Annotated in this window: 24 protein-coding genes; 1 reads left to right on the forward strand and 23 read right to left on the reverse strand. The window is 39.5% G+C overall.

The features are described from left to right. Positions 1–332: 332 nt before the first annotated feature. The 23 genes from BR82_RS15100 to BR82_RS0104005 form a co-directional block, all read right to left on the reverse strand. Positions 333–749, reverse strand: coding sequence for an ATP-binding cassette domain-containing protein (locus tag BR82_RS15100; RefSeq protein ID WP_240474506.1), 417 nt, complete (start codon positions 747–749; stop codon positions 333–335). An 87-nt stretch (positions 750–836) separates the two neighbouring features. After that, entirely contained in the window at positions 837–1,133 is a 297-nt protein-coding gene (locus BR82_RS0103895) for a DUF1648 domain-containing protein (protein ID WP_027089100.1), read from the reverse strand. Positions 1,134–1,138: 5 nt separating this feature from the next. Then, entirely contained in the window at positions 1,139–1,750 is a 612-nt protein-coding gene (locus BR82_RS0103900) for an SdpI family protein (protein WP_027089101.1), read from the reverse strand. Continuing rightward, positions 1,740–2,024, reverse strand: a complete 285-nt coding sequence (locus BR82_RS0103905; RefSeq protein ID WP_027089102.1) for an autorepressor SdpR family transcription factor — start codon at positions 2,022–2,024, stop codon at positions 1,740–1,742. Before BR82_RS0103905 ends, BR82_RS0103900 begins: the two co-directional genes overlap by 11 nt. 130 nt (positions 2,025–2,154) lie before the next feature. After that, entirely contained in the window at positions 2,155–3,057 is a 903-nt protein-coding gene (locus BR82_RS0103910; RefSeq protein ID WP_027089103.1) for a conjugal transfer protein, read from the reverse strand. Between the two features lie 16 nt (positions 3,058–3,073). After that, positions 3,074–4,081, reverse strand: coding sequence for a bifunctional lytic transglycosylase/C40 family peptidase (locus BR82_RS0103915; RefSeq protein ID WP_027089104.1), 1,008 nt, complete (start codon positions 4,079–4,081; stop codon positions 3,074–3,076). Continuing rightward, positions 4,078–6,288, reverse strand: coding sequence for a CD3337/EF1877 family mobilome membrane protein (locus BR82_RS0103920; RefSeq protein ID WP_027089105.1), 2,211 nt, complete (start codon positions 6,286–6,288; stop codon positions 4,078–4,080). The genes BR82_RS0103915 and BR82_RS0103920 overlap by 4 nt, the downstream gene beginning before the upstream one ends. After that, on the reverse strand, positions 6,288–8,738 hold the full coding sequence (gene tcpF / locus BR82_RS0103925; protein ID WP_027089106.1) for a conjugal transfer ATPase TcpF: 2,451 nt from the start codon (positions 8,736–8,738) through the stop codon (positions 6,288–6,290). The genes BR82_RS0103920 and tcpF overlap by 1 nt, the downstream gene beginning before the upstream one ends. Further along, positions 8,716–9,114, reverse strand: a complete 399-nt coding sequence (locus BR82_RS0103930) for a conjugal transfer protein (protein WP_004843362.1) — start codon at positions 9,112–9,114, stop codon at positions 8,716–8,718. The genes tcpF and BR82_RS0103930 overlap by 23 nt, the downstream gene beginning before the upstream one ends. Positions 9,115–9,230: 116 nt before the next feature. Then, positions 9,231–9,734, reverse strand: a complete 504-nt coding sequence (locus tag BR82_RS0103940; RefSeq protein WP_004843360.1) for an antirestriction protein ArdA — start codon at positions 9,732–9,734, stop codon at positions 9,231–9,233. Positions 9,735–9,751: 17 nt separating this feature from the next. Continuing rightward, positions 9,752–10,255, reverse strand: a complete 504-nt coding sequence (locus BR82_RS0103945) for an antirestriction protein ArdA (protein ID WP_004843359.1) — start codon at positions 10,253–10,255, stop codon at positions 9,752–9,754. Beyond that, positions 10,174–10,470, reverse strand: a complete 297-nt coding sequence (locus BR82_RS16620) for a hypothetical protein (RefSeq protein ID WP_004843358.1) — start codon at positions 10,468–10,470, stop codon at positions 10,174–10,176. Before BR82_RS16620 ends, BR82_RS0103945 begins: the two co-directional genes overlap by 82 nt. Before the next feature lie 87 nt (positions 10,471–10,557). After that, positions 10,558–10,866, reverse strand: coding sequence for a hypothetical protein (locus BR82_RS0103950; RefSeq protein WP_004843356.1), 309 nt, complete (start codon positions 10,864–10,866; stop codon positions 10,558–10,560). Positions 10,867–10,939: 73 nt separating this feature from the next. After that, positions 10,940–11,161, reverse strand: coding sequence for a hypothetical protein (locus BR82_RS0103955; RefSeq protein WP_004843355.1), 222 nt, complete (start codon positions 11,159–11,161; stop codon positions 10,940–10,942). A gap of 1 nt (position 11,162) precedes the next feature. Continuing rightward, positions 11,163–11,297: a DUF3789 domain-containing protein gene (locus BR82_RS0103960; protein ID WP_004843354.1), complete on the reverse strand. Its 135-nt coding sequence runs from the start codon at positions 11,295–11,297 to the stop codon at positions 11,163–11,165. A gap of 12 nt (positions 11,298–11,309) precedes the next feature. Beyond that, a complete protein-coding gene (gene mobT / locus BR82_RS0103965) occupies positions 11,310–12,506 on the reverse strand; it encodes a MobT family relaxase (RefSeq protein ID WP_004843353.1) in 1,197 nt (398 codons plus the stop codon). 183 nt (positions 12,507–12,689) lie between these two features. Beyond that, the gene (locus BR82_RS0103970; protein WP_027089107.1) at positions 12,690–14,084 is read right to left on the reverse strand and encodes an FtsK/SpoIIIE domain-containing protein; all 1,395 of its coding nucleotides are present in this window, start codon (positions 14,082–14,084) and stop codon (positions 12,690–12,692) included. A 68-nt stretch (positions 14,085–14,152) separates the two neighbouring features. Further along, entirely contained in the window at positions 14,153–14,356 is a 204-nt protein-coding gene (locus BR82_RS0103975; protein ID WP_008787613.1) for a helix-turn-helix transcriptional regulator, read from the reverse strand. A gap of 3 nt (positions 14,357–14,359) precedes the next feature. Then, positions 14,360–15,001 carry a DUF2178 domain-containing protein gene (locus BR82_RS0103980; RefSeq protein ID WP_025579173.1) on the reverse strand — a complete coding sequence of 214 codons (642 nt, stop codon included), beginning with the start codon at positions 14,999–15,001 and terminating at the stop codon, positions 14,360–14,362. 102 nt (positions 15,002–15,103) lie between these two features. Continuing rightward, positions 15,104–15,487 carry a YdcP family protein gene (locus BR82_RS0103985; RefSeq protein ID WP_027089108.1) on the reverse strand — a complete coding sequence of 128 codons (384 nt, stop codon included), beginning with the start codon at positions 15,485–15,487 and terminating at the stop codon, positions 15,104–15,106. Between the two features lie 15 nt (positions 15,488–15,502). Next, entirely contained in the window at positions 15,503–15,829 is a 327-nt protein-coding gene (locus BR82_RS0103990) for a YdcP family protein (protein WP_027089109.1), read from the reverse strand. Between the two features lie 238 nt (positions 15,830–16,067). Beyond that, a complete protein-coding gene (locus tag BR82_RS0103995; protein ID WP_027089110.1) occupies positions 16,068–19,112 on the reverse strand; it encodes an SrtB-anchored collagen-binding adhesin in 3,045 nt (1,014 codons plus the stop codon). Between the two features lie 392 nt (positions 19,113–19,504). Continuing rightward, positions 19,505–20,872, reverse strand: coding sequence for an aldehyde dehydrogenase family protein (locus BR82_RS0104005; protein WP_027089111.1), 1,368 nt, complete (start codon positions 20,870–20,872; stop codon positions 19,505–19,507). A gap of 193 nt (positions 20,873–21,065) precedes the next feature. Here BR82_RS0104005 and BR82_RS0104010 point away from each other — a divergent pair, with 193 nt between their 5' ends. Then, positions 21,066–22,169, forward strand: coding sequence for a 5-methyltetrahydropteroyltriglutamate--homocysteine S-methyltransferase (locus BR82_RS0104010; RefSeq protein ID WP_027089112.1), 1,104 nt, complete (start codon positions 21,066–21,068; stop codon positions 22,167–22,169). Positions 22,170–22,207 lie beyond the last annotated feature (38 nt).

Consider the following 22,207-nt stretch of genomic DNA (forward strand, 5'->3'; position numbering starts at 1 on the left):
ATGTCCAGTAGAACCACAGGTACATTTAAATTTATTAAGATCTAATGATCTTACATCATTATCATAAGAGTTTTGAGAATAACTGTTGAAAGAAAGTGTTTTAAATGTTATCATAATCATGTACAAGACATACATATGTTTTTGGAAAAAAGGAAGGTAGGACTGCAATCTAATGATCCTTTCTTTTTTTGTATGCCGATCTCCTTAAACATAATAATAAAACAGCTGAGATAATTTGCATATTAATTTATCAAATTATTTCAGCTGTTTTTTTATATTTATTAATTTAATTTGATTTGTTCCTGTCTTTTTTTGTTTATATAATGTGCTAATCAACAATTTAACTTTTCATACATTCCTAGTTTTTTTGAAAGAGCAGGTATTTTCTGTTGTCGTTTTTCTTCTGATACACTATAAATATCACACATAAAATTCAAATACTGCAATCCCGTTAAGTACGGGTCAAGAATAGGAGTATCTGGAACATACGCCATTAGTTTTTTACATTCTGTTGGAGCAGACTTGATAGAAACACCATTTAAAAGAATATCGCCGGTATCATAGTCGTGAATAGTAAGACACGCTTTTAATGTAGTGGTTTTACCAGCACCATTTTTCCCGATAAAACCGTATAAATCGCCATCTTCAATCGTTATGCTTAAATCAGATACCGCTTTTTTTCCATTTGGATATATTTTAGTTAAGTTTTTTATTTCAAGCATATTACTGAAATTTCCCCTTTCAATCACTTCTCATTTAGAAAATTTTCTAAATGAGAAGTAAAAAAATAAACTTCCATTCCTCAATCATTACATTTTGTATATTTCTAAGTATCTTTATAATGCCAACACCAATATTACTACTGCCACAATAATAGAAATAACTGGAATTAAATAATACATAAATGTTCTTTCTTCGTTCTTTTTCATCAAAGCAAAACCTGAAAAGACATTTAGTATTGCACAAATTGCAGGTGTCCCAAACACAACAGCAGTCTTTGGAAGCACAGAGTTTACATTTCCATTACTGTCAAAATGAATAGGGACATCACTAGGTAATTTTCCCCAAAATACTAAAAAAATCAATACCGTTGCAACACAAATCAAACTTCCAATCATAATATGTTTTTTCATTTCCTTTACCTCCTCTTGTTTTTATAAACTAACATTAGGGAATATATAAGTGGTAAAACACCCACTAATATAATGACTAATGGAATGGACACAACCTTTAAAGGACTTACAAAAAGTTGAAGAATAAAAATAATTCCTGCTAAAATCCACGTATAACTGGCTAATTTATGTGTTTTGTCCCAACTTTCTTCATCATTTAGCAACCACGGAAATTTTAAACCTATATACTTATTTACATGATTTTTAGGAAAATAGTTTCCACTCACAATAAATAGCAAGCCAACAAAAACAATCGTTGCAATATTAGAAAATGAGGAATTTGGATAAATGGTGGAATAAATAGAAACAATCACTAAAAAAATTGAAGTAAAAGGCATAATCCATTTTCCTAATTTAACTAAAAACTTAGCTCCCATTGTTTTGCATACTTTAAAATTCAATACAATATTTAAAACTACATTTATAACGATACCACCAACAAAGAGCATATTTGAATATAAATTTTGCTGAACCGTTTTCGGTTCTGGATAAACAGCAGTAAACGATATATAAACAAGCAATGAACATAAACATATAAAAGTAGTTATTAAAAGTGTTCTTCTTTCTTTACTCATCATTTTTACCAGCTCCTTCATTAAATTGCATGCACCAAAGGACAATATCCTCAAATACGGAAACATTGATTTTGTAATATATATATTTCTGCTGTCTATTTTCAAATATCAAATCAGCTTTTTTTAATAAGGATAAATGATACGAAATAGTTGCATTAGATAAATCAAATTCGGAAGCTATATCTCCTGCTGACATTTCGCCCTTTTTTTTCAACATCATCAATATATCTCTGCGAATAGGGTCGCTTAATGCTTTAAATACATTAGGTAGGCTCATAATTATCACCACATCTACATTTCGATTTTTTTCTAAATGACTTTTTCTTTATTATATTCCCCAATAATCACAATGTCAATAGACTTTTAAAATAGTGGTAGTGACTAATTTAATCACTACCACATGCTTATCAATCTACAATCTTCCAGTTACTATCTTTATGTAACACAAGCTCATACTGCGACACCTGCGTCGCCTTTGTCTGATTATCAAGGAATTTCACGGCAACCTTGACTTTCACATTGTCCCCGTCCTTTGTAAAGATAGGGTTTACCAATTCAGAATAAAGATAGTCCCTGCCGATAGGTTCAAGTACATTTCCAGATACATAGTAAGCAAGCTCTTTTTCTGTGGCTGTTGGGTAGAGCTTAAAGAATGTTTCCAGAAATGCGGTAGCGTCGTTTACCGTATCAGCGTCTACGCTTGCGTCTGTTTCTGGTGTCTTTGGCTCATAGTCTGATTTTTCGATTGCTGGTGCAAGGGTAGGGTTCTGAACGATTACCATATCCCCGTCAGCGTCCACATGGACTTTTACCGTATAGGTTGCCTTGACCGCTGTTGTCTGTTCTCCCTCTTTTATCTGCTGATCTACTTCGTAGGTAGTAGAAAAAGTGTCCGCCCCCGACTGTTCGATACTCCACACAATCACATCTGTAACTGTGGAGCTGGTCGGTATATCGGTTCTAATGGTATCTACATTCAAGTCCTGCAATTCCTTTGTCAGATAACCGCTGATTGCCTGCGTCCTTGCTTCAATCGCTTCTTTGCTGTTGCTCCATGTATAATAGGACTTCGCAAAGTTCTTCACGAAATTTTCTATCCCGTTGGTGTCCTGCAAGCGAAGCTCTATGATTTCTTTTTCATGGGTGGTGTGCTGGTCGATAGCCGTAAAATTCTTATACACTCCAAAGCTCACACTTGCGATAAGCACTACCCACAACGCAATCACGGTTTTCTTATGTGTGCCTACCTTAACAGTACGCACCTTTTTTTCTTTGACATTTTCTGTCTGTTTCTTATTCTTCTTAAACATATTTTTCAAGTCCTTTCTATTGTTTTACTCGTCCTGCACCGATTAAGTGCTGTTGCCAGTAACTACTGCTTAGGTCTGCATATCCTATCGGGTCGCCTGCGTGGTACATCTGTGTCGGCGAAACAAGAATACCGACGTGTGTTACATAACTTCCAGCGTTATAGGTGGAATGGAAAAATACCAAGTCCCCAGCCTTTGCCTGCGAGAGTGGAAGATGTTGGGTAGCGTCATACTGTGCTTGTGCTGTTCTCGGTAAGGAGATACCAGCTTTTCCATAGCACCATTGCGTTAGTCCCGAACAGTCAAAAGAAGTGTTCGGGTTATTGCCACCATATACATACTTCCAGCCTTGATATTTCAACGCTTCATTCATAATCGCTTGTGCCGTCGCATTATCAAAGTGTGCCACGGTCAGATATTGATTGACTAATTCCACATAGAACATATTTCCATAGCCATACCGCCAGCCCCCATTCTTCGCAACGGCTATCGGGTTGGTGTAGGTTACTTTCTTTCCACCCGATTTCTCACGGGCGAAGCTCTCTGCAAGGTTAAAGGTGTGTTTTTTCCCTTTTCCTGCCACATATCCCACATAGCCATCGCCATAGTTATAGGACTGTATCGCTACATTCAAGTCGTCGATACCTTGATTTTTGCATGAAGAAAGCAGGGACGCAAAGTACTTACACCCCTGCTTGATTGAGCTTTCCGTATCTAAAGAGTTGGGCGGTAGTCCCAGACTTTCCGAACTCTGCATAACATCTTCTGCCGTACCACCACTTTCTACTTGAATGATAGCCAATAGCACATTGACATACTCGGAAATGTCGTATTCTTTGGCATATTTTTCCACCATAGGCTGATGTTTCAAGACTTCTGCGGATAAGTTCATACCCGTAATGCCAGAAGAAAAATTGCTGTTCTCGTCGTCGCTGTCTGCACTAATGAGGACACCAAAGAAAAGTACCAGAGAAAAGAGGATAGGAAACAGACTGCCAATGAGAGCGATATGTTTCAGTTTCATTTTTTCTTCTGTCCTTTCTTCGTTACAAGGTTACGGGTTTTCTCTATGGTCTGCTGGTTCTTCTGGACGTTCTGGGTCTGCTGAACCTTTGTCCTGCGGTCTTTTGTGTAATTCTGGCGTGTTTCCTGCGATACCACTTTTTCTATATTCTGCCTATGTACTGTCTGTGTAGGCTGGGTCGCTTTTCTATCAGAAGCACCAGAAGATAACGGACGCTCTTTGATAACAGTTGTCTTGACTGGCTCACTAGCTTTTGAAATGGTCGCTGTGGCAGGGCGTTTGACTTCTTGCGTTTTTTCCGCACTCGACTTTGGAATAGTTGAAGCTGTGGCTGGTCGCTCATGGGCACGGGTAGCTCCCGTTGTCGCTGATCCGTCAGCCTTTCGCTGTGCCTGCCTTGCTTCTTGTGCCTTTTGAAGCTCCATACGTTTGTCAGCGATATTTTGTCTATGCTGTTCCTGCTTTTCCAATCGTCCCGTCTGTCTGGACTGCTGTTCCTGAACCATGCCACGCTTGAAGTCGGACACGCTGGACTTTGCCTTTTCCTTTGCCGAATACACCGCATAAGCGGTCTGTGTCGGCATATCCTTGATATTTTCTTTGACAGCGTTTGCTTTGTCTTTCACTTTATTTTTTGTATCTAAGACAGCACCCACCTTTGAGCCTGCTCGCTGTCCCATGCTGGAAGTGGTATTGCCCCGATTTTCTTTAGAAGCCGTATTTTTTCTTTCGGCTCTCTTGCCAGCAACGGCACTTCCAGCTACCGCACCAGCCACACCACCCGAAATACCGCCAGCACTTACCGCCCTTGCAATACGGTGTTCCATACGCCTAGCCCTATGTCGCATAAACAGATACGGTCTGCGGAAAATTCTTCGCCCAATGCTTTGACTGTCGCCAGCATTAAGTGAGAACATACTCATTAAATCGCCCAGCTTCATGTAGATACCAGCGAAACACACTATCTGTAAGAACGCCACCATGAAAAACGGATAGTCCGTGGAAATGTTGTAAAACATACTGGAAATGCTAAATGCCACCGTTACAATGAGCGTTATTCCTGCCCGTGTCATTATGGTATTAAATACCCTTACGATTGCCTGCTTTGCCATGCTTTCATAGCTCGGTATCATGGATAGTAAAAAGCTGATAGGTAAAAACATTGCAAAGATAATAAAAAGTATCTGGCTAAACAACATCATGCCCGTAAGCAAGAATACAAATATCGTGATACCTAAGTTGAAGAACAAGAGGAAAAACACCATACCCAAACGATTTACCACCTGCGGTATCGTCAGATTGTTGTTGTCGTTATCCTCGATTTCTGTTTTCACGACTTCCTCTCTGGTCTTTCCGTCCTCGTCCTCTGGGCTTGCTGATACGAGAGCTTCCACACGGTCTGTCCCGATTTCCTCTGCGTTACTATTCCCGAATTGCAGAAGTAGCCACGGCTGTTCCACTTGAATAGAAAATAGGCTGTTCCGTATCAATTCCACGCTGTCCTTGCCCTCGCTGTCAGAATTAGGGAGCATGATTTTTGTTCCCAAGTCAAGCGAAGCGGTACTGATGTCTGATGAAAATTCATTTATCTTCTTGATGTAGTCGGGAGCATAGGCAATAAACGAAGCGGACAGCACGAACACCACAACAAAGTTGATAACAGCGTGAAGTGCCTTGCTGGTTTCCCGTTTTATCAGTCCCGTATAGGCAACATAAATACCAATGATTAAAATTATCAGTAATAGAGAACCTACATAAAACCCCGTACTCCCAAAGCCATTCTCGGTAACGCCTGCAAGGGTCTGTATGCTTTTTCCGATACTGTCTGCCATATCGTTAATAAAATCAAGTTTGTAGGCTTCCTGCACCACATAGCCCGTTGCATTGCTTAAATAAAGGCTTATCGTCCAGACAAAGTTGGTAATGCAGTAAAGCCCGTACTGTACCGATTTTCCGATACCGTCCAGCCAGTTCCACGGCAACCACGACCAGCTATTATCCACATAAAAATCAAGCTGGTAGTTGGAAAGGGGATATTTTGAGTAAAGATTTTCTGCGTTTATGGTATCGTCCACCAGTCCCGTCGCATGAGCCACCGTCCCCAGAAGTGAAAGCAGGATAAGGGAAAGTGCCACCACGAACAGAGCCATTTTGAGAAAGTGGAAAATCTTCTTTTTTGTGAACGCACCTTTTATCCTTTCTTTCATCACTCCACCTCATTTCTCTGTACGGGCGGTCTGGTATCAAAGGCGTGTAGTAATTCTTCAAAGACTGGGTGTATCTGTACTACACCGACACGCCCGTATAAGTCCTGCAATAAGCATTGTCCGTTCTCCAAATCACGCAAGCGTTTCTGGTTGTTCTCGTCGTCCTTGTCGATACCGAAAAATTCTAAGGTCTGTTTTATCTCGTTGATGTCAGTAGAACGGAAAGCGAATTTCAAGCCGATATTGTTTTTCAGACTTTCCTTTGACACGTCGCCAGAAGATTGTGTAACAAAATAGACGCCTGCCTGCATAGCTCGTCCAGCACGAACCAGCTTATTTGATAAGGTTTCGCCTTGTGCCACATTTAAGAACGCCCATGCTTCGTCTAAATCCACAATCTTAAAAATGCTTCTGTCTGAATGGATAAAATCAAGGGCAAAGGTACTAATCACAATCAGCATAGACACCGACAATAATTCAATGGTCGTGTATTCCTCAAATGTTGTATCCTTATCTGGTAATACTAAGTCCGCTACTTGAATGATATTGAGCTGATTATCCAGACTGATTGCATTTTCCACCGTACCGTCTGAAAACAGCAGATGTGCAAAGTCGTAGTCCGTGAAGCTGTCGATATGTTCTGCGATATTTCTTGATATGGGCGTATCTTCACGGCGTAGCTCGTCTATCACATGGAGCAAGCCCCGACTGTCGCTCTGGGTTACGGAGCGTACCGCTTTACGAAGCACGGGGAATTTTTCGCCGTCCCTAGAGGAAATACCAGTAAGGAATGTCAAGATGTCGATTGCCAGACTTTCAGCGTCTTTTACATTCTTCATAATCACAAATGGGTCAAGAAGCCCTGCATTGTCCTTGTCGCTGGTAAGGTTTACGATATTGATTTCATGGGCGATTTCTGGGAGCGTTTCTTTCCAGTTGCCTCTCTCGGCTTTGGGGTCTAAAATGACTGCTTGACCGCCAAACAGCACCGCATAATATACCAGAAGATTGTTGCAGAACGACTTTCCACCGCCAAGCGAACCGACAAAAGCAGAAGCAAGGGCATTTGTAACTGTGCCTTTTACGCCCTGCGAAGCTAAAGACGGTTGCAGGTACACATTTCTTCCCGTATCAACGGAATAGCCTATATAGATACCCGTGTTTTCTCCTAACTGCTGGGTCGCACCAAAACCAAGCCCTGCCAAGAAGTCTGATTTTACATACTGCACATAGTCATTGATATATCGTTTGCTGGCAGGTAAAAATTCAGAATGAAGCCCCAGCATATCGCCAGCAGGACGCACCAGTTTTACATTGAGGTCGTCGTAAAAGTCCTTGACTTCATCACAACGGCGTTTCAGCTCGTCAAGATCGGGTGCAGACACCCGTATGACGTAGCTTAACTTATACATACTTTCTTTGCTCTGGTCTAAATCCGTTTCCAGCTCGTCCACGCTGTCTAAAGCGTCCACCACATTTGAGCTTGTTTCACTTCCAGCTTGATAAGCGTGATTGTCAAGGTCTTTCAATTCCTTTTTCTTATTTCTTACGGTGCTAAGAGCCTTTCTGTTCTCCACGATTTCTACATTCATAGAAGTATCAACGGGGAACGTAAACTGCTGTTGCTGGAAATAGAAGATTTCAGAGGACGGAAAATCAAGCTCGCCCACAATCGCATTGACGGTAAAATAGGACACATAGCTTTCCCTGTCCTCATGCTCCAAGCGTAAATATCGCTGACTTTCTTCAATCATACACCTTGTCGGACGGATAATGTCATAATACTTTATCAGCGTTTCTTTCTTGTATTTCTTCTTTGGTAGCTGGTACTCATAATCTTCATAGGCGATACCGTCCCTGCCGTAAAGATGTTCCATGAGATACCCAAAATCATGGATTTCCAAGCGACGCACCTTAAAGCGACGGGAGATTTTATTTTCCAGTAACTTTTCCATTTTCATGTAACGGTTGATTTCATCATTCGGCATGGAAACAAAGTCATTCATCAGCGTGTGGTTTACTTCATGGAGAAATTCCTTGAATGTCAGCCACGCCGATTTTTTGATGTTCTTCAGATTAAGCTGTTCTTCTGTAACCATGAGCTTAAAGCCAAGAAAAAAGCGGTAGTCCACTTGATTGTCCCCAATCATAGATACTAACGCTTCGGTCTGTTCGTCTATCTTCTGGTAGGCAACTTCCTTTAATTTTCCCGTTACCAGTTTCTTTGACTGCTCCTGCATACTTCGTATGGAGCTTTCTGTGGCAATCTGCAACGCATGAATTTTACCCTCACGGGACTGTGCAATGAGCTGTCTGAAACTGTCATGCACGATAAATTTCTGCTCTGCGGATAAGAAAGAATAGTTGTACGGTATCAGCTCATAGTAGGCGAATACCTCATTGTCCTTGTTCCAGACAAGGTTATTGTCAATATATTTTATCGGGAACATAGTTCACACTCCTTACTGCCGTGATTGTTTCATTCAAGGTCTGCTTATGCAGTTTTACGGCTTTTCCTGCATAAGTGATTTTCGGTCGCAGGGCATAGGTTATCTGTGATTTCAAAAAGCTGTACGGCTTCTTTCCGTCAAAGGTTTTCTGCGACATGAACCAAGTGAGAGCAACGGGAATACCAAAGTATTTGAGAAATGCTCCCTCAATCATGGAAAGTGGGGGAATATCCCCAAACAGAATGATGATAAATTCCGTAATCACAAACCATGTAATCTGTGTAAAGGTAACGGGAAAGGGTAAGTTAAAGTCATTGATTGCATACAAGACTTTTTCCACGTTCCAGATACCCGTATAAGATTTAATCTTTTTCAAGTTCTTTCAGCTCCTTTCGTAAGTTTCTAAATGGAAAGGACAGCCATGTTTCAGACTGTCCCTTAAAGAGAAATACGCTGTCAGTAGCAACCATGCTTGTCGCTGATCTTCCAGCGTTAATATGGTATCTCGCACATACCTCGGCTTGTTTCAATAAAGCAACCACCCATATCCAAATCTCGCCCGTAGGCTTCATAGTCAATGTAGTTCTGTAAGCTGGGTGGAATGTCCCCAAGTGCCTGCAATTCGTCTATGTAGTAGTAGGCAACGTCTGTCATGGTTTCACAGTCGGGATAATAATAAATATCGTCCTTGTGTTCCACGACTTCTTCCAGCGTCCCGTAGTGGCTGATAAATTCGTCCAGACACTCTACGATATAGTCAGGAAGTTCCTCTATGATTTCATACATCTCATTGAGTTCTTCAATGGAAACATACTCGCCAATCGCAATGGGGAAGTTGTCGGTATCATGGATTGCGTATTCCTCATACTGTTCATTCAAGCCGATTTTTTCTTTCACATCTTCCTCGTCAATAGGAAAAGTGAACCAAGCACCGACTAAATAGCCCTCATTGTATTTGCCAAGATTAGCAATATAAACCGCCATATCATCAATCATAAGCACCACCTCATTTCCTACTCTGGCAGTTCAAAGATACCGTGTTCTGTTACTAAAAATTTCCCGTGTTCCTGCAAGTGAGAAGCATAGGCTTCAAAGTCAAAGTAATATTCTTGACAGTCCTCGGATAAATGCTTGAATGTCGGGTCATTCATCAGCTTTTGCCTTGCAACATCTATCATGCTTTTGCAGTCGGGATAAACCGTAATCACGTTTCTGCAAATATAAAGTGCTTCTAAGTTTTCATACACGGTAAGAAGTGCTGTATATTCTTCCTGCATATCGCTTGAAAGCTGGCGGTACATAAAATCTAGTTCGTTGAGCTGGTACACGCTTGTATGTTCGTGGACTTCATCAGCAAAGGGCAGTACCTTTTCGATAATGCGGTAATCTTGACTTTCTGCACCGACACCTAACTTTTCTTCAAACTCTGCAACATCTATCGGCAGGTCGAACCAGTATGATGTTGTTTCTTTGCCAGTTGTTCCTCTCGTTTCCACCAGCACCCTTGTTTCCTGCATTGTTCCTCACGTCCTTTCTGTTGTTTCATCACATCTTTTAAGCTCTGGTACGACATACCAAACACATACTTTGAAAAATCTTCTAACTGTTTTTCTTCATAATCGGCAGGGTTCAACCGTTTCATTTCCTGCCACACCTTACGCTTGTAAGAGGGCAGGTCGGAAATGTATTCACAGCCGACTTTTGCCTGCATATCCTTAAAAATATCGTTCATGTAATCACTCCAATCTGAAATTTTAGGTAAGAAAAAAGCAGTCAATCCTAAGACCAACTGCTTTGCATATAAATATAAATTTGTAAACTAAAATTTTCGGAAGTTTTTTTGTATTTTGTGTAGCCATAGTCCAGCAATACCAGCTATAATTGCCAAGAAAAAAACTGCGGTAGGAATAGAATGATTTTTTACTATAATCGCAATTACCCCAGATACTAAAATACCAATCCCTACGAATAAAACAGGTTTTCCTAATTCTTTTGCATATCCTTTTTTGTTATCAGTAGTATCAAATACTTTACCATGAACAAAAGAGTAATTTCCCTTTAATAAAGAAATACTCACGAATATAAGGATAGCAGAAACAAACCACATCATTATACTAAATCCTAACATAAAATATCACTTCCTAAAGTTGTATTTTTATATCCATATTATATCACCCCATTAACAACATCACAATAAAAATTTATGCACCGATAATCTTGTTGAATAGCTCTAACAGTACATCTTTCACACCGCCGGCGTTAAATACCAAACCGACAGCAATCAAGGCAACTACCAAGAAGCCGATAAGTTTGGAAAACTCACGCTTGAACCCTAAGTAGATACCGATAACCACAATCGCCATAAGCACCAAGCTCTGTGCGTTTGATAAAAACCATTGATACAAATTGTTTCCGAAATTCATGTTATTTGTCCTCTCTTTCTTCTAATTGTTTCATTTCACAGTCAGCTTCTTTGCCGACAGTCAAAATACACATCAAGACTATGCCGATACCCATTCCCAGAGATACCAGCAGGAAGTCTTTTAATAATATCCACATTTTTTATCACTCCTAACTTTCCACCAAATCTTTTGCAGGGGTCGTCTGCTGTTTGATTATCATTTCATGTTTTTCTGTGAGCTTTGCCTGCTGTTCGATTGTTTCCATGTAGTCTGTACCGTTTCCCTTATCAATTCTTTTCAGCATTTTCAAGGTCGGTGCTACCTGCCTTTGTACCCAACGCAATGTACGGTCTAAGGTGTAAGGCTCTGGCTTTGTCGTCAGCTTCAAGCTCTGTCTGTTATCGCCGATAAACCAAGCCCAGCGGTCATTGAGTTTCCAGTCATTTTTCCGCTTGTCTGGTTCTTCATCAACAAACCGCACATACTGGTTGATGATAGAAAAGGCGGTCTGCTCTGCGTCATAATAGGTCAGCAAATCCCGTACTGCATAATAGGCACGTTCATTGCGAAGCCGTATCTCAAAACGGTTGATAATATCAGCTTCTTCCAGCGGTGTCCCCAGCTTGACGTACTGCTCATAGTCCTTTTCATAGATACAGAAATACACATCTGATTTCAGCGAACCAAGATAAAGGGTGCGTCCCATATATTCTCTGTCGTCCTCTCTGTGCTTGATAAGCTCGCCCGACTGGTAAAACTTATAACTTCTGGACTTTCCGATATATTCCCGTTTCCTGCATTTTTCCGCAAGCTCTGGAATATCCAAAATGCCCGTATGGTCGTTGATAGCAAGGTCGATACGCTTCATCACGCCACCGTCTACCAATGCGTCCATGAGGAAGTCATACCAGCTTCTTTGCTGTGCCAGCAGGTAACTTTCAAACTGCCTGCAACCACGCCCCTTTAACTCTAAAAGGACACCTTTTTCCTCGTCAGCCGACGTATAGATAAAGATGTCCCCTAAAGAATAATGCTCCGTATAGCTGTAATGTCCGTAATCTTCATGGAGCATATAATTGATATTCAGTTTTAATATATCTTTGATGATGTGCTGTATATCCAGCGTGGGAAAACGAATTTTCACATAATCAAACAGCATGGTAAGCGGTGCTTCTGGATTGAACCTTGCCAGTTCTTTATACAGAGTTTCCAGAAGTTCCTTTGACGGCTTCATTTTTCCACTTTCTATCTTGTTGAGATATTCCCTTGTGATACCAGAAGCCACCGCCAGTCTGCCTTGTGAGATACCGTAAGCAATCCGCTTCTCCCGTAATTCTTTTATCCATTGTTCTTCATTCAGAACCATACCCCCAATCTGTAAAGTGTGAAGTTTTTTAAGGCGACTTCACAGCCGATTTTTGTTAGAAAATCATGCCAGAAGCCTTATGTTTCCTATGTTTTTTGTCTATTGTCTATTTGCAAACGTACCCCTCTGTTAGATACCGAGGGGTTTTACCTGCTGGCGTGGCTTACGCCACACCAGCAACGGCTAGTCCGTGCCGTCGCCTTTCGCTTCGCACGTCGCCGTCCCGTCCTGCCTTGCTTGTGCAAGAGAACCGATAGTCTGCAAAAAATCATGTCCTTTCGAGACTAAGGGCGTGTAAAATTCGCTTATCACGCTTGTTCCCACATCACAATAGCCACGCCCCTTGATACGCTTCTGAAAAAACTGCTTTTTAACATCTGAACCGAACAGCATACCATATCCTAATTCGCTGATACGCCCAAGTCCCACACGGAAATTGAAGTTATCTCTGATACCGTCTGAAAAATACTTTGCGTCTGGACGCTGGCAGGCGACGATAAGGAAATAACCTGCTTGTCGCCCTAACATAACGATTTTCTTTAACTGGCTAAGTAAGCTCACGCTTTCTTTTGTCCCCAGCATTTCAAAAAATGCCACATATTCATCAAAGATAAGAAAGCAGGGTGGCAGTCCCAGATAGGCGTAGTTTTTGCCCGTCTTATAGTTCGGGTGTCGCTTCATTTCCTCACTTCGCTGTACCATGCCCTCATAAAAGGCATTGACGCAATCTATCATTTCTTCTTTGGTGTGATACACATTTCCCATAACTGTCCCTAAGTCTGCAAGGTCAGCGTTCTTCGGGTCTAAGATATAAAGGACAGCGTTAGTATGCAGTAAGGCTTCAATGAGCGTCATCAGAAAATAAGTTTTACCACCACCCGTCCCACCAGCAATCAGAGCGTGGGGGAGTGCGTCATATTCCCAGACAAGATTTTTCATCAGTCTAAGACAGCCGTTTTCTGCCCGTACTTCATCAATGGTAATGCGATTTGCTATCATATCATAAAGCAGGGTATATTCGATATAGCCGTCATGCAGGGTCTTGTCGGTCAGCTCACAATACAAGCCACTTTCCAATTTATCCTCTAACCGTAAAAGCTGGTCTTGATATTTCCCCAGCGTGATTTCACAGCGGATATGAAGCAGTCCCTTTTCCATTTGATAGTAAATCTTTGGAAACCAGACGATTTTTTCTCTTGATCTGCTTTGCAGGTCAGTAAAAAAACCGCTGTCTTGTACGGTATCGGCTTCATACCACTTATTTTCCAGTATCATTCTTGCCAGCTTTTGACGGTGCAGGAGCTTCTTGAAACTATCGTAACAGAAGCGGTAATACAGAAAAGCGACCAATGCACAAACACCAGTCGCTATCAGTATGGTTATGAAGTTGTAAGGGGAGAGCGTCAAGCCGTTCTCTAACAAGCTGAAATGCTCCCAATCGGTACGCATGAGCTGTTTCGTATTCAGTAGCAAAAGAACCGCTACGAATACAAACAGAAGCGTCCCTATGGAAAAGTGATAGACAAGTTGCTTGTCGCTGGCTCTGATACGGTGTCCTTTGTTACAAATCTTACGCATAAATCAATCACTCCTTTCTGGATATGAAAAAAGCAGTCAATCCTAAGACTAACTGCTTTAAACTGTCTTTATTCAAAAATAAATATATCTTCTATCGGAGCTTTTACAGCTCTTGAAATATCTATTGCCAATTTAAGTGACGGATTATATTGTGCTTTTTCTAATCTCATAATAGTTTCACGACGAACACCTACAATGTCAGCGAGTTGTTCTTGTGTTAATTCTTGTGCTACACGATATTTTTTTAAATTACATACAAACTTTGCTTCCATAATTTATTCCCTTTTTTCATAACGATATAATAAATAGTTGCTAAGAAAAAGAACAAGAGCATAGATAAGTGAAACAGAAATCAGCATAAATATTGCACACCACTCAACATTACGGGAAAACATACCTATTGCCATAAGCCAGATAACTACAAATAATAGTTTAAAACCTATCTTGTAGGCTTCTAATTGTGCCTTACGTTTATTTTCTTGAAAAAGCTCATCTTCTAAGATATGAGAAAGTTTACCTTCAAAGAAAAAACTGAAAAAACCAAAAAATATGAAAAAAGCAAAAGGAAATATTTCTCCAAATTTATAGTATGTCCAAAATCCGCCAAACCCCAGAAAACCAAACATTCCACAAAATCCCCAGTAAGGAGAAATTGTTCTTGAATATCGTTTTTCCCTGCTGTTTTTTGAAAAGACATTTTTAAAGCAGATAATTACTATATAGATAGCATATAGTGCTATTAAAGCTCCAATTACTAACATAGGAATATCCTTGTAAGAAAATACATATTCCGACATATCCATATTTTTGACCCAGCGTCCATCATTGTATAATAGGGAGTAGATTGTACCAACAATAAGCAATAAAGCACACCCTACCCCCATAAAAATAATTTTTTTAATTTGTTTCTTTGACATATTTATCTCTCCTTTCAAATGAGATGTTTTTGTATCTTTATGAGATAAATATATCACTCCGCATTGTTCGTGTCAATCAAAATTAAGACAAATACATCACTTTTATTTCTTCGGCTGTCCCTGCGGTGTAGGGTTCTGTGGGCTACCTGCGTTCTGGTTGCCTTTATTCTTCAACACAATATCCTCTGCCTTTACATACCAGTCCACATCTGCACCCGTATAGGTTTTTCTTGATACCGTATCGGCTACTGGATTGACAAGCTCCACAACTGCATTGTAAGGAAATTCCCTTAACGGTACTTCTGGCGGTACAGACACGGGGATAATTCCACCGTGCAGACTGCACTTCAAATCATAGATACGCTTTTTAAGCTGGGTACTCGGTGTCCCGTCCTCATTCTGCAAGAACACATCACGTACCGCTGTAAACTTTAATTCTCCAAATGTTTTCTCTTTGTCAATAACAAACCCGTTTGATAATCTCATAAATTCTTCACTCCTTTACTTTTCTTCAACTGCTACAATATCATCAGCAACTAATACATAATCGGTATGTCCCATATCCCCGATTGCGTAACCTCTGCCGTATAACTTCGGATTGACAAGTTTTACTTTCTGTTCATACTTGAAATGCTTTTCGCCAGCCTGCACAGGAATTTCCACCACAACATTTTCGCCTTTCTGTATGTCAGAATAAAGGTTATAGCTTCGTCTGGCTAAGACCCTGCGGTTATTTTTATCTCTTTCAAAGACTGGCTCGCTTTCGCCTGCAAATTCAAGAGTTCCAAAAGACTGTGTCATATCTGGCACGACATATTTCATTTCCATATTGTTTTACCTCGTTTCTTTCTATATTTGATAAGTTTTTTAATTGTGATTTCTTATTCTGGCGGTTTGGGAAGTACCAGCAATCCCCCAGATAGTAAAGGGTAAAATCAATGCTTACGCACCCTTGACTATCCGTGTTCTTGCAGGTTGTAGGCAGACAAGCCAGAATAAGCAAAAATCTGCCGTTTGACAGCTTCGGCGGAGAGCGTGATTTTTCTTTCCTCATACCGTTACCGCCTTATGATTTCTTCATTTTACGGCGTTTGTAAAGATATGTTCCAGCCAGTCCACCAGCAGACGCAAGCAACATCACGATAAATGCCATTACATTTGTACTGTCGCCCGTTTTGGGACTGTCGCTAGGTCTGCTAGGCTTTTCTGGTGTCGGTGGTGTTTCGGGTTTCTCTGGTTCTTCTGGCTTTTCCTTAAAGGTAATCGTCTGTCCCTTATCCTCAATATTCTTATGTTCGGTAACTTTCTTCGGTTCGTCTGGATTGCTTAAATCGTACAATTCCTCAAAAGTTACAAGCTGTTTGCTGTCAAGAGAAGTAGCGTCAAAGGTAAAGGCAACTTCCACTTTCATAGCTTCGCTGTCAGCGGTAAAGGTATAATCACTTTCCACACGCTTTCCATTGATAAGAAGTTCTGCATTTTCTTCTTTCAACATCTGCCAGCCCACAAGTTTGTACTGTGTACCGATTTCTAAGCCCTCTAAGGTTACGGTATCAATGATTGTTACCTCTTTTTCAGCTTCAAGCTCTTTGTTGCCGTCTTTATCGGTAGCGGTTGTATGTATCTTGATGATACGCTCTGTGATAAGTACGGTCTGCCCGTCGTCCTTAATGTCTTTATGCTCCGCAACTTTTACGGGTTCGTCTGAATTGCTCAAATCGTATAATTCCTCGAATGTTACCAGATTTTTACCGCCAAGCTCGGACGCATTGAATGTATATGTAATTTCTATTTTCATTTCCTCATCATCAGCGACAAAGGTATAGTCATTTTCTACACGCTTTCCGTCAATGACAAGCTCGGCGTTTTCTTCCTTTAACATCTGCCAACCTTTGAGCTGATATTTTGAGCCTTTTGTAAGTCCGTCTAATTTGACCGTATCAACGATTGTTACCTCTTTTCCTGCAAGGATAGTCTTTTCGCCGTCCTTGCTGGTCGCTGTGGTATGGATAGAGATTTCTTTTTCGTATTCATCAGTCAGCGTCCCTAAATCAATCACAAGGTTATTTCTTGATACCACGATTTCAAAAGGTGGGATAAGTTCAAAGCCTTTGTTACTATCACAACGCATTTCTTCAATGATGTAGGTATCATAAGGTAATGCACCCTTGCTGTCGTCTGGTTCAGAAGTTCCAAACCACACACCGTCCTCGCTGGTCTTTCCTGCGTTGGTATTGTGCTTATGAGAAGCCCATTCAGCAGAAGTGGAGAATTGCCCGTTATCATCAGTTACCACGACGTGATTTTCGCCCGTTGTCTTGCTTGTGATCCTAAAAGGAACATCAGCAAGACGCTTGTGTGTGCCTGCACCGATTTTTACACCCTCAATATCTCCACGCTTAATCTGATTATAGATAGAATGGGCTTTTTCGGTTAAGTCCACGATTTTTCCATTTTCTGTGATTGTAAAATCAATCGGCTTTGCACCGTCAGTTAAGTAACCGTTGGGAGCTTCACTCTCAACGATACGGAATTTTCCATAAGGTAAGAGGTCAGAAGAAGTAGAAGCGACACCCTCAATATCTGTACGAATTGTCTTTACCACTTCATTTTTCTTGTATAACTTGCCCTCAACCAATACTGCATTATCATTTAAGGAAATGATGTCAAAGGCAGTATCTTTCAAAGTGGCACTTCCTTGTGGCTTTGTATCGCCCGTTTCTAAATCTCGTTTCTGAATTTTGACACCGCCACGGATAACCTTGTCTGATACGGAAAACTGGTTACTTCCAGATAATACGGCAAGGTCGCCGTCCTCGGTAATCTGTGTTACATATAAGCCTTTTATCTGTTCGGACTTATCGCCAGCCTGCATATATGCACCCTCTAACAAGTAGCCGTTTGGAGCTTTTGTTTCTTCTACGGTTAGTGTTCCAAGTGGAAGAACCGCCTTGCCGTCCTGCATATAGAAGCTGTCGCCAGATACTTTGTATGTGTCCGCTAATTTTGTGATGTAATGAGTTGTCCCGTCGCTGTCTGTTTCAGCGATTGTCTTTGTAACCCATGTACGAGTAGCTTCGGCAGGGAGATTGTCTTTATTGTAGAAGCCAGCATAATACTTCCATGTAAATTCCGCACCTGCTAAAGAAGCGTTCCCTTGCGGATTGTCTTTCTGTGTTTCCATATCAATCTTGAAAAGCTCAATCAAAGTGTCCGTTACTTTTGGCGTATCTGATACTTTCAAAATTGCTGTCTTTCCAACTTCAACCTTTAAGGAATATACAGTTTTATCCACTTTATATCCTGCTGGTGCGTATAATTCCTTGATATAGACTGTGCCTGCTTTTACCTCTGCAATATCTGTGTTTCCGTTTTCATCAGTCGTAAGGGTGGCAAGCTGTTTTGTGCAGTCTTTATCAGAAAAGACACCGTATGTTGCACCAGCGATTGAGTAATTCCCGTTACCGTCTGTGATGCTGGCATTACTGGAAACCTTTTGCAGTTTCGTATTTCCGACATTCAGTTTCGCCCAGAATTGTCCCAATTCCTGCCCCTCGCCAGAGTAGATATAACCGCCACATTCATAGCGTCCTTTATTTTCTTTGACAAAGGCTTTCGCACCAGAGAAAACTTCGTCCTGCGTAGCCTTTGGAATTTCATCATAAGAAGCTCGCACGTTATCACATTGCCAGCCAAGATGTACGCTCAATTTCTGCCAGACAACACATTGTTCCAACAGATAGACTTGTTTATAGTTCAATTCCTTGTGAGCTTCGCCATACTGTTTGACATACTCTAAGGATAACGCCACATCTGAAATCTGGTCGGCACTCATGCGTGAGCTTGCGTCAGCTCTGGTCTTATAGCCGTTCTTAAAATCTGTATTGATGTCAATACAATAGGCAGTTTCGCCCTCGACTTTCATATAGCCCTCATTGAATGTCGAACCAATAGAACCGTCATTCATTACTTTTTCAATGATACCGACACGTTCTGCACTTTCCGTCCAGTATTGCTTGCTTTCTGCATGAACGGGTGTAGTCGGTAAAGCAGTAACGACAGTTGCAAGAGCTAAGAAGCCCGTACACAATCGTTTCCATGTCTTTTTCATAAATCTAATGCTCCTTTCATTTTGGGTATAAAAATAGACGCTCATTTCTGAACGTCTACATTATTGAAAGGCTTGTCCTCTCACACATATTTTATTTTAATAGGTACAACAGTTGCCTTTCTCCTTGTATTTTCGTTGTTTTCATTACTTGCGTTATCTACAACCCCCATGTCCTGGATCTATTACCACCGATACCCCTTCTAATGTCAGTTCTTTACTAACAGCTATCGGACTACTTAAATAAAAACATTTAGTAAATATATATATAACGGCAGTTATTGCAATTATTAGATATGTTTTTTTCACAAAATCACCTATCTAACTATATGCATTAAATCATTAAATAATGTCCAAAACTAACCAAGCACTAATACAATTTAATTTCATCATCTCTACTTTAACACTTTTTCTACCAGCTTATATAAATACTTTGAATATGGTGGATATAATGAGATAAGGTTTTTTTTTAAATAGCGATGATGAATAGTCTGTTTATGACTAAAAGCAATAAAACTATCTTTACCATGATACTGTCCCATTCCCGAATAGCGAACACCCCCAAATGGCACCTTAGCTGATATTAAATGACTTATACAGTCATTTATGCAACCACCACCAAATGATAATCGTTTTGTTAAATATTGAATGTATTGTTTATCATTAGAAAAAATATATAGGGCTAAGGAAAACGGATGACGTTCGATAATTTCTACGATTTCATCACGATCTTTATATGTGATGATTGGTAAAATAGGGCCAAAAATTTCTTCATTCATAAAATTACTGCTACCCCCATCAACTAAAGTCGGTTCAATCCACAAATCATTACGATCATAATTACCTCCTGTATATATTCTTTCACCATCAAAAAGATTAACTAAACGATCAAAATGCCGCTCATTAACTATTCTAGCATAATCATCTTGACTCAAAAATTTATCAATTATAGTTTGCCATATTTGAATAAACTCATCTTTTAATTTTTCACTAATTATTAAATAATCAGGAGCAACACAAGTTTGTCCCGCATTCAAAATCTTTCCCCAGGCAACTTTTTCAACAGCATCCTTTAATAAAGCACTGTCTTCTATTATAACAGGACTCTTTCCACCTAATTCCAAAGTAACCGGTATTAACTGCTCACTAGCTGCTTTCATTATCTTTTTGCCAACTTCAATACTACCTGTAAAAAAAATATGATCAACCAAACTATGCGTTAACATAATCGTTATTGCTGCATCTCCTAAAATACAGCAAACATATTTATCTATAAATATTTCGTCAATAATTCTTTTTACTATTTTTGCTGTGGCAGGAGCGTTTTCTGAGGGCTTAACGATTGCGCAATTTCCAGCGGCAATTGCACCAATCAATGGTTCAATTACGAGTTGAAAAGGATAATTGAAAGGTCCTATAATCAAACTTATTCCTAAAGGTTGATAAGTAACTGTATCATACGAACCAAATAAATAATATGGTGCTATTTTGCGGTTTGGCTTCATCCACTTTTTTAAATTCTTCTGCATATATCTAATGCTTTTTAAAACATAACCGATCTCGGTTGAATAAGCTTCAAAAGAGCTTTTCCGTAAATCTTGATATAAAGCCCGCTCAATATCTTTTTGATATTCTTTTATTTTTTGATAAAGTAATGTCAATTGTTGATTTCTAAAATTAAAATCGTATGTTTTTAAAGTTTTAAAATATTCATGCTGCTGGTTAACAATTTGTTCGATATTTTTCATTTTATATAGTTGAATTAAAACAACATAACCTCCTTATATTTGATCTATTAAATAATATACTTATAATTATAAATAAAATTAAACTTTTTTCTATAAATAAGATATTTTAATCTCATTATAGCTAATAGCTATAACAAAGTGCTGTTTTTCTGTATTTTACAATAATCAAAAGACAAGTTATTATATGCAGTGATAGGAGGATAAGTACATGTTAAATATAAAATATGATATCGTTGGTTCTTTTTTAAGACCTCAAGAAATTAAAAAAGCACGCGCCCAATATCAAAAAAATGAAATTGATTTAAAACAACTAAGAAAAGTAGAAGATCAAGAAATCACAAAACTAGTAGAAAAAGAAGTTGCTCATGGATTAAAATACGTAACAGATGGAGAATTTAGACGTCGCTGGTGGCATTTAGACTGGCTAAAAGAATTTGATGGATTTACAACTAAACACCTTGATAAAGAAAGAAACGGTGTTGTAAACCATATTGAATTAGGTTTGATTGAAGGGAAAATATCTTATGATAAAAATAAATCACACCCTGAAATTGAAGCCTGGAATTTTCTTTATAACTTAGCTCAAAAATACCCTGGTATTGAAGCTAAAAAATGTATCTCTGGTCCTAATATGATTTTAGTCGACCATTTCTTACAGTTAGGAATAAAAGATACCCCTTATTATGGCAATGATATCGATGCTATTATCGATGATATTGCTACAGCTTATCAAGATGCTATTTTAGATCTATATGACCATGGCTGTCGCTATTTGCAAATCGATGACACTTCCTGGACATATCTTATTGACGATGATTTTTTAGCAAAAGTTGATAAATTAGGATATCAAAAAAATGAAATCTTGCAGTGGTTTAAAAAAGTTTCTACAAAAGCTTTAGAAAACAAACCTCAAGATATGGTTATTGCAAGTCATTTTTGCAAAGGAAATTTTAAAGGTTATCCTCTCTTTAAAGGCTTTTATGATTCAGTAGCACCTATCATTTGTCAAATTCCATATGATGGTTTTCTCGTAGAATATGATGATGAACGTTCTGGTTCTTTTGATCCATGGGCACAGTTAAAAGGAACAAATACTACTTTTGTAGCTGGTTTGATATCTACTAAAAATCCTGTTTTAGAATCACACGATGAAATCAAAACAAGATATCTTGAAGCCAAATCAATCATCGGTGATAATATTGCTTTATCTCCTCAATGTGGTTTTGCCTCTGTAGAAGAAGGAAACTGCATCGATGAAGATACTCAATGGAAAAAAATAGATCTTCTTGTTTCCTGTCAAGATTTTTTATAAAAATACTGATTGAAAAAGATTATCCCGCCAAGGATAAT

This window comes from Thomasclavelia saccharogumia DSM 17460, from assembly GCF_000686665.1.
Lineage (GTDB): Bacteria > Bacillota_I > Bacilli_A > Erysipelotrichales > Coprobacillaceae > Thomasclavelia > Thomasclavelia saccharogumia.

Bases quoted from the DNA above. Each gene is read 5' to 3' on its own strand.
- BR82_RS0103895 (WP_027089100.1), bottom strand. From the start codon at position 1,133: ATGAAAAAACATATTATGATTGGAAGTTTGATTTGTGTTGCAACGGTA.
- BR82_RS0103900 (WP_027089101.1), bottom strand. From the start codon at position 1,750: ATGATGAGTAAAGAAAGAAGAACACTTTTAATAACTACTTTTATATGT.
- BR82_RS0103905 (WP_027089102.1), bottom strand. From the start codon at position 2,024: ATGAGCCTACCTAATGTATTTAAAGCATTAAGCGACCCTATTCGCAGA.
- BR82_RS0103910 (WP_027089103.1), bottom strand. From the start codon at position 3,057: ATGTTTAAGAAGAATAAGAAACAGACAGAAAATGTCAAAGAAAAAAAG.
- BR82_RS0103915 (WP_027089104.1), bottom strand. From the start codon at position 4,081: ATGAAACTGAAACATATCGCTCTCATTGGCAGTCTGTTTCCTATCCTC.
- BR82_RS0103920 (WP_027089105.1), bottom strand. From the start codon at position 6,288: ATGAAAGAAAGGATAAAAGGTGCGTTCACAAAAAAGAAGATTTTCCAC.
- tcpF (WP_027089106.1), bottom strand. From the start codon at position 8,738: ATGTTCCCGATAAAATATATTGACAATAACCTTGTCTGGAACAAGGAC.
- BR82_RS0103940 (WP_004843360.1), bottom strand. From the start codon at position 9,734: ATGATTGATGATATGGCGGTTTATATTGCTAATCTTGGCAAATACAAT.
- BR82_RS0103945 (WP_004843359.1), bottom strand. From the start codon at position 10,255: ATGCAGGAAACAAGGGTGCTGGTGGAAACGAGAGGAACAACTGGCAAA.
- BR82_RS16620 (WP_004843358.1), bottom strand. From the start codon at position 10,470: ATGAACGATATTTTTAAGGATATGCAGGCAAAAGTCGGCTGTGAATAC.
- BR82_RS0103950 (WP_004843356.1), bottom strand. From the start codon at position 10,866: ATGTTAGGATTTAGTATAATGATGTGGTTTGTTTCTGCTATCCTTATA.
- BR82_RS0103955 (WP_004843355.1), bottom strand. From the start codon at position 11,161: ATGAATTTCGGAAACAATTTGTATCAATGGTTTTTATCAAACGCACAG.
- BR82_RS0103960 (WP_004843354.1), bottom strand. From the start codon at position 11,297: ATGTGGATATTATTAAAAGACTTCCTGCTGGTATCTCTGGGAATGGGT.
- mobT (WP_004843353.1), bottom strand. From the start codon at position 12,506: ATGGTTCTGAATGAAGAACAATGGATAAAAGAATTACGGGAGAAGCGG.
- BR82_RS0103970 (WP_027089107.1), bottom strand. From the start codon at position 14,084: ATGCGTAAGATTTGTAACAAAGGACACCGTATCAGAGCCAGCGACAAG.
- BR82_RS0103975 (WP_008787613.1), bottom strand. From the start codon at position 14,356: ATGGAAGCAAAGTTTGTATGTAATTTAAAAAAATATCGTGTAGCACAA.
- BR82_RS0103980 (WP_025579173.1), bottom strand. From the start codon at position 15,001: ATGTCAAAGAAACAAATTAAAAAAATTATTTTTATGGGGGTAGGGTGT.
- BR82_RS0103985 (WP_027089108.1), bottom strand. From the start codon at position 15,487: ATGAGATTATCAAACGGGTTTGTTATTGACAAAGAGAAAACATTTGGA.
- BR82_RS0103990 (WP_027089109.1), bottom strand. From the start codon at position 15,829: ATGGAAATGAAATATGTCGTGCCAGATATGACACAGTCTTTTGGAACT.
- BR82_RS0103995 (WP_027089110.1), bottom strand. From the start codon at position 19,112: ATGAAAAAGACATGGAAACGATTGTGTACGGGCTTCTTAGCTCTTGCA.
- BR82_RS0104010 (WP_027089112.1), top strand. From the start codon at position 21,066: ATGTTAAATATAAAATATGATATCGTTGGTTCTTTTTTAAGACCTCAA.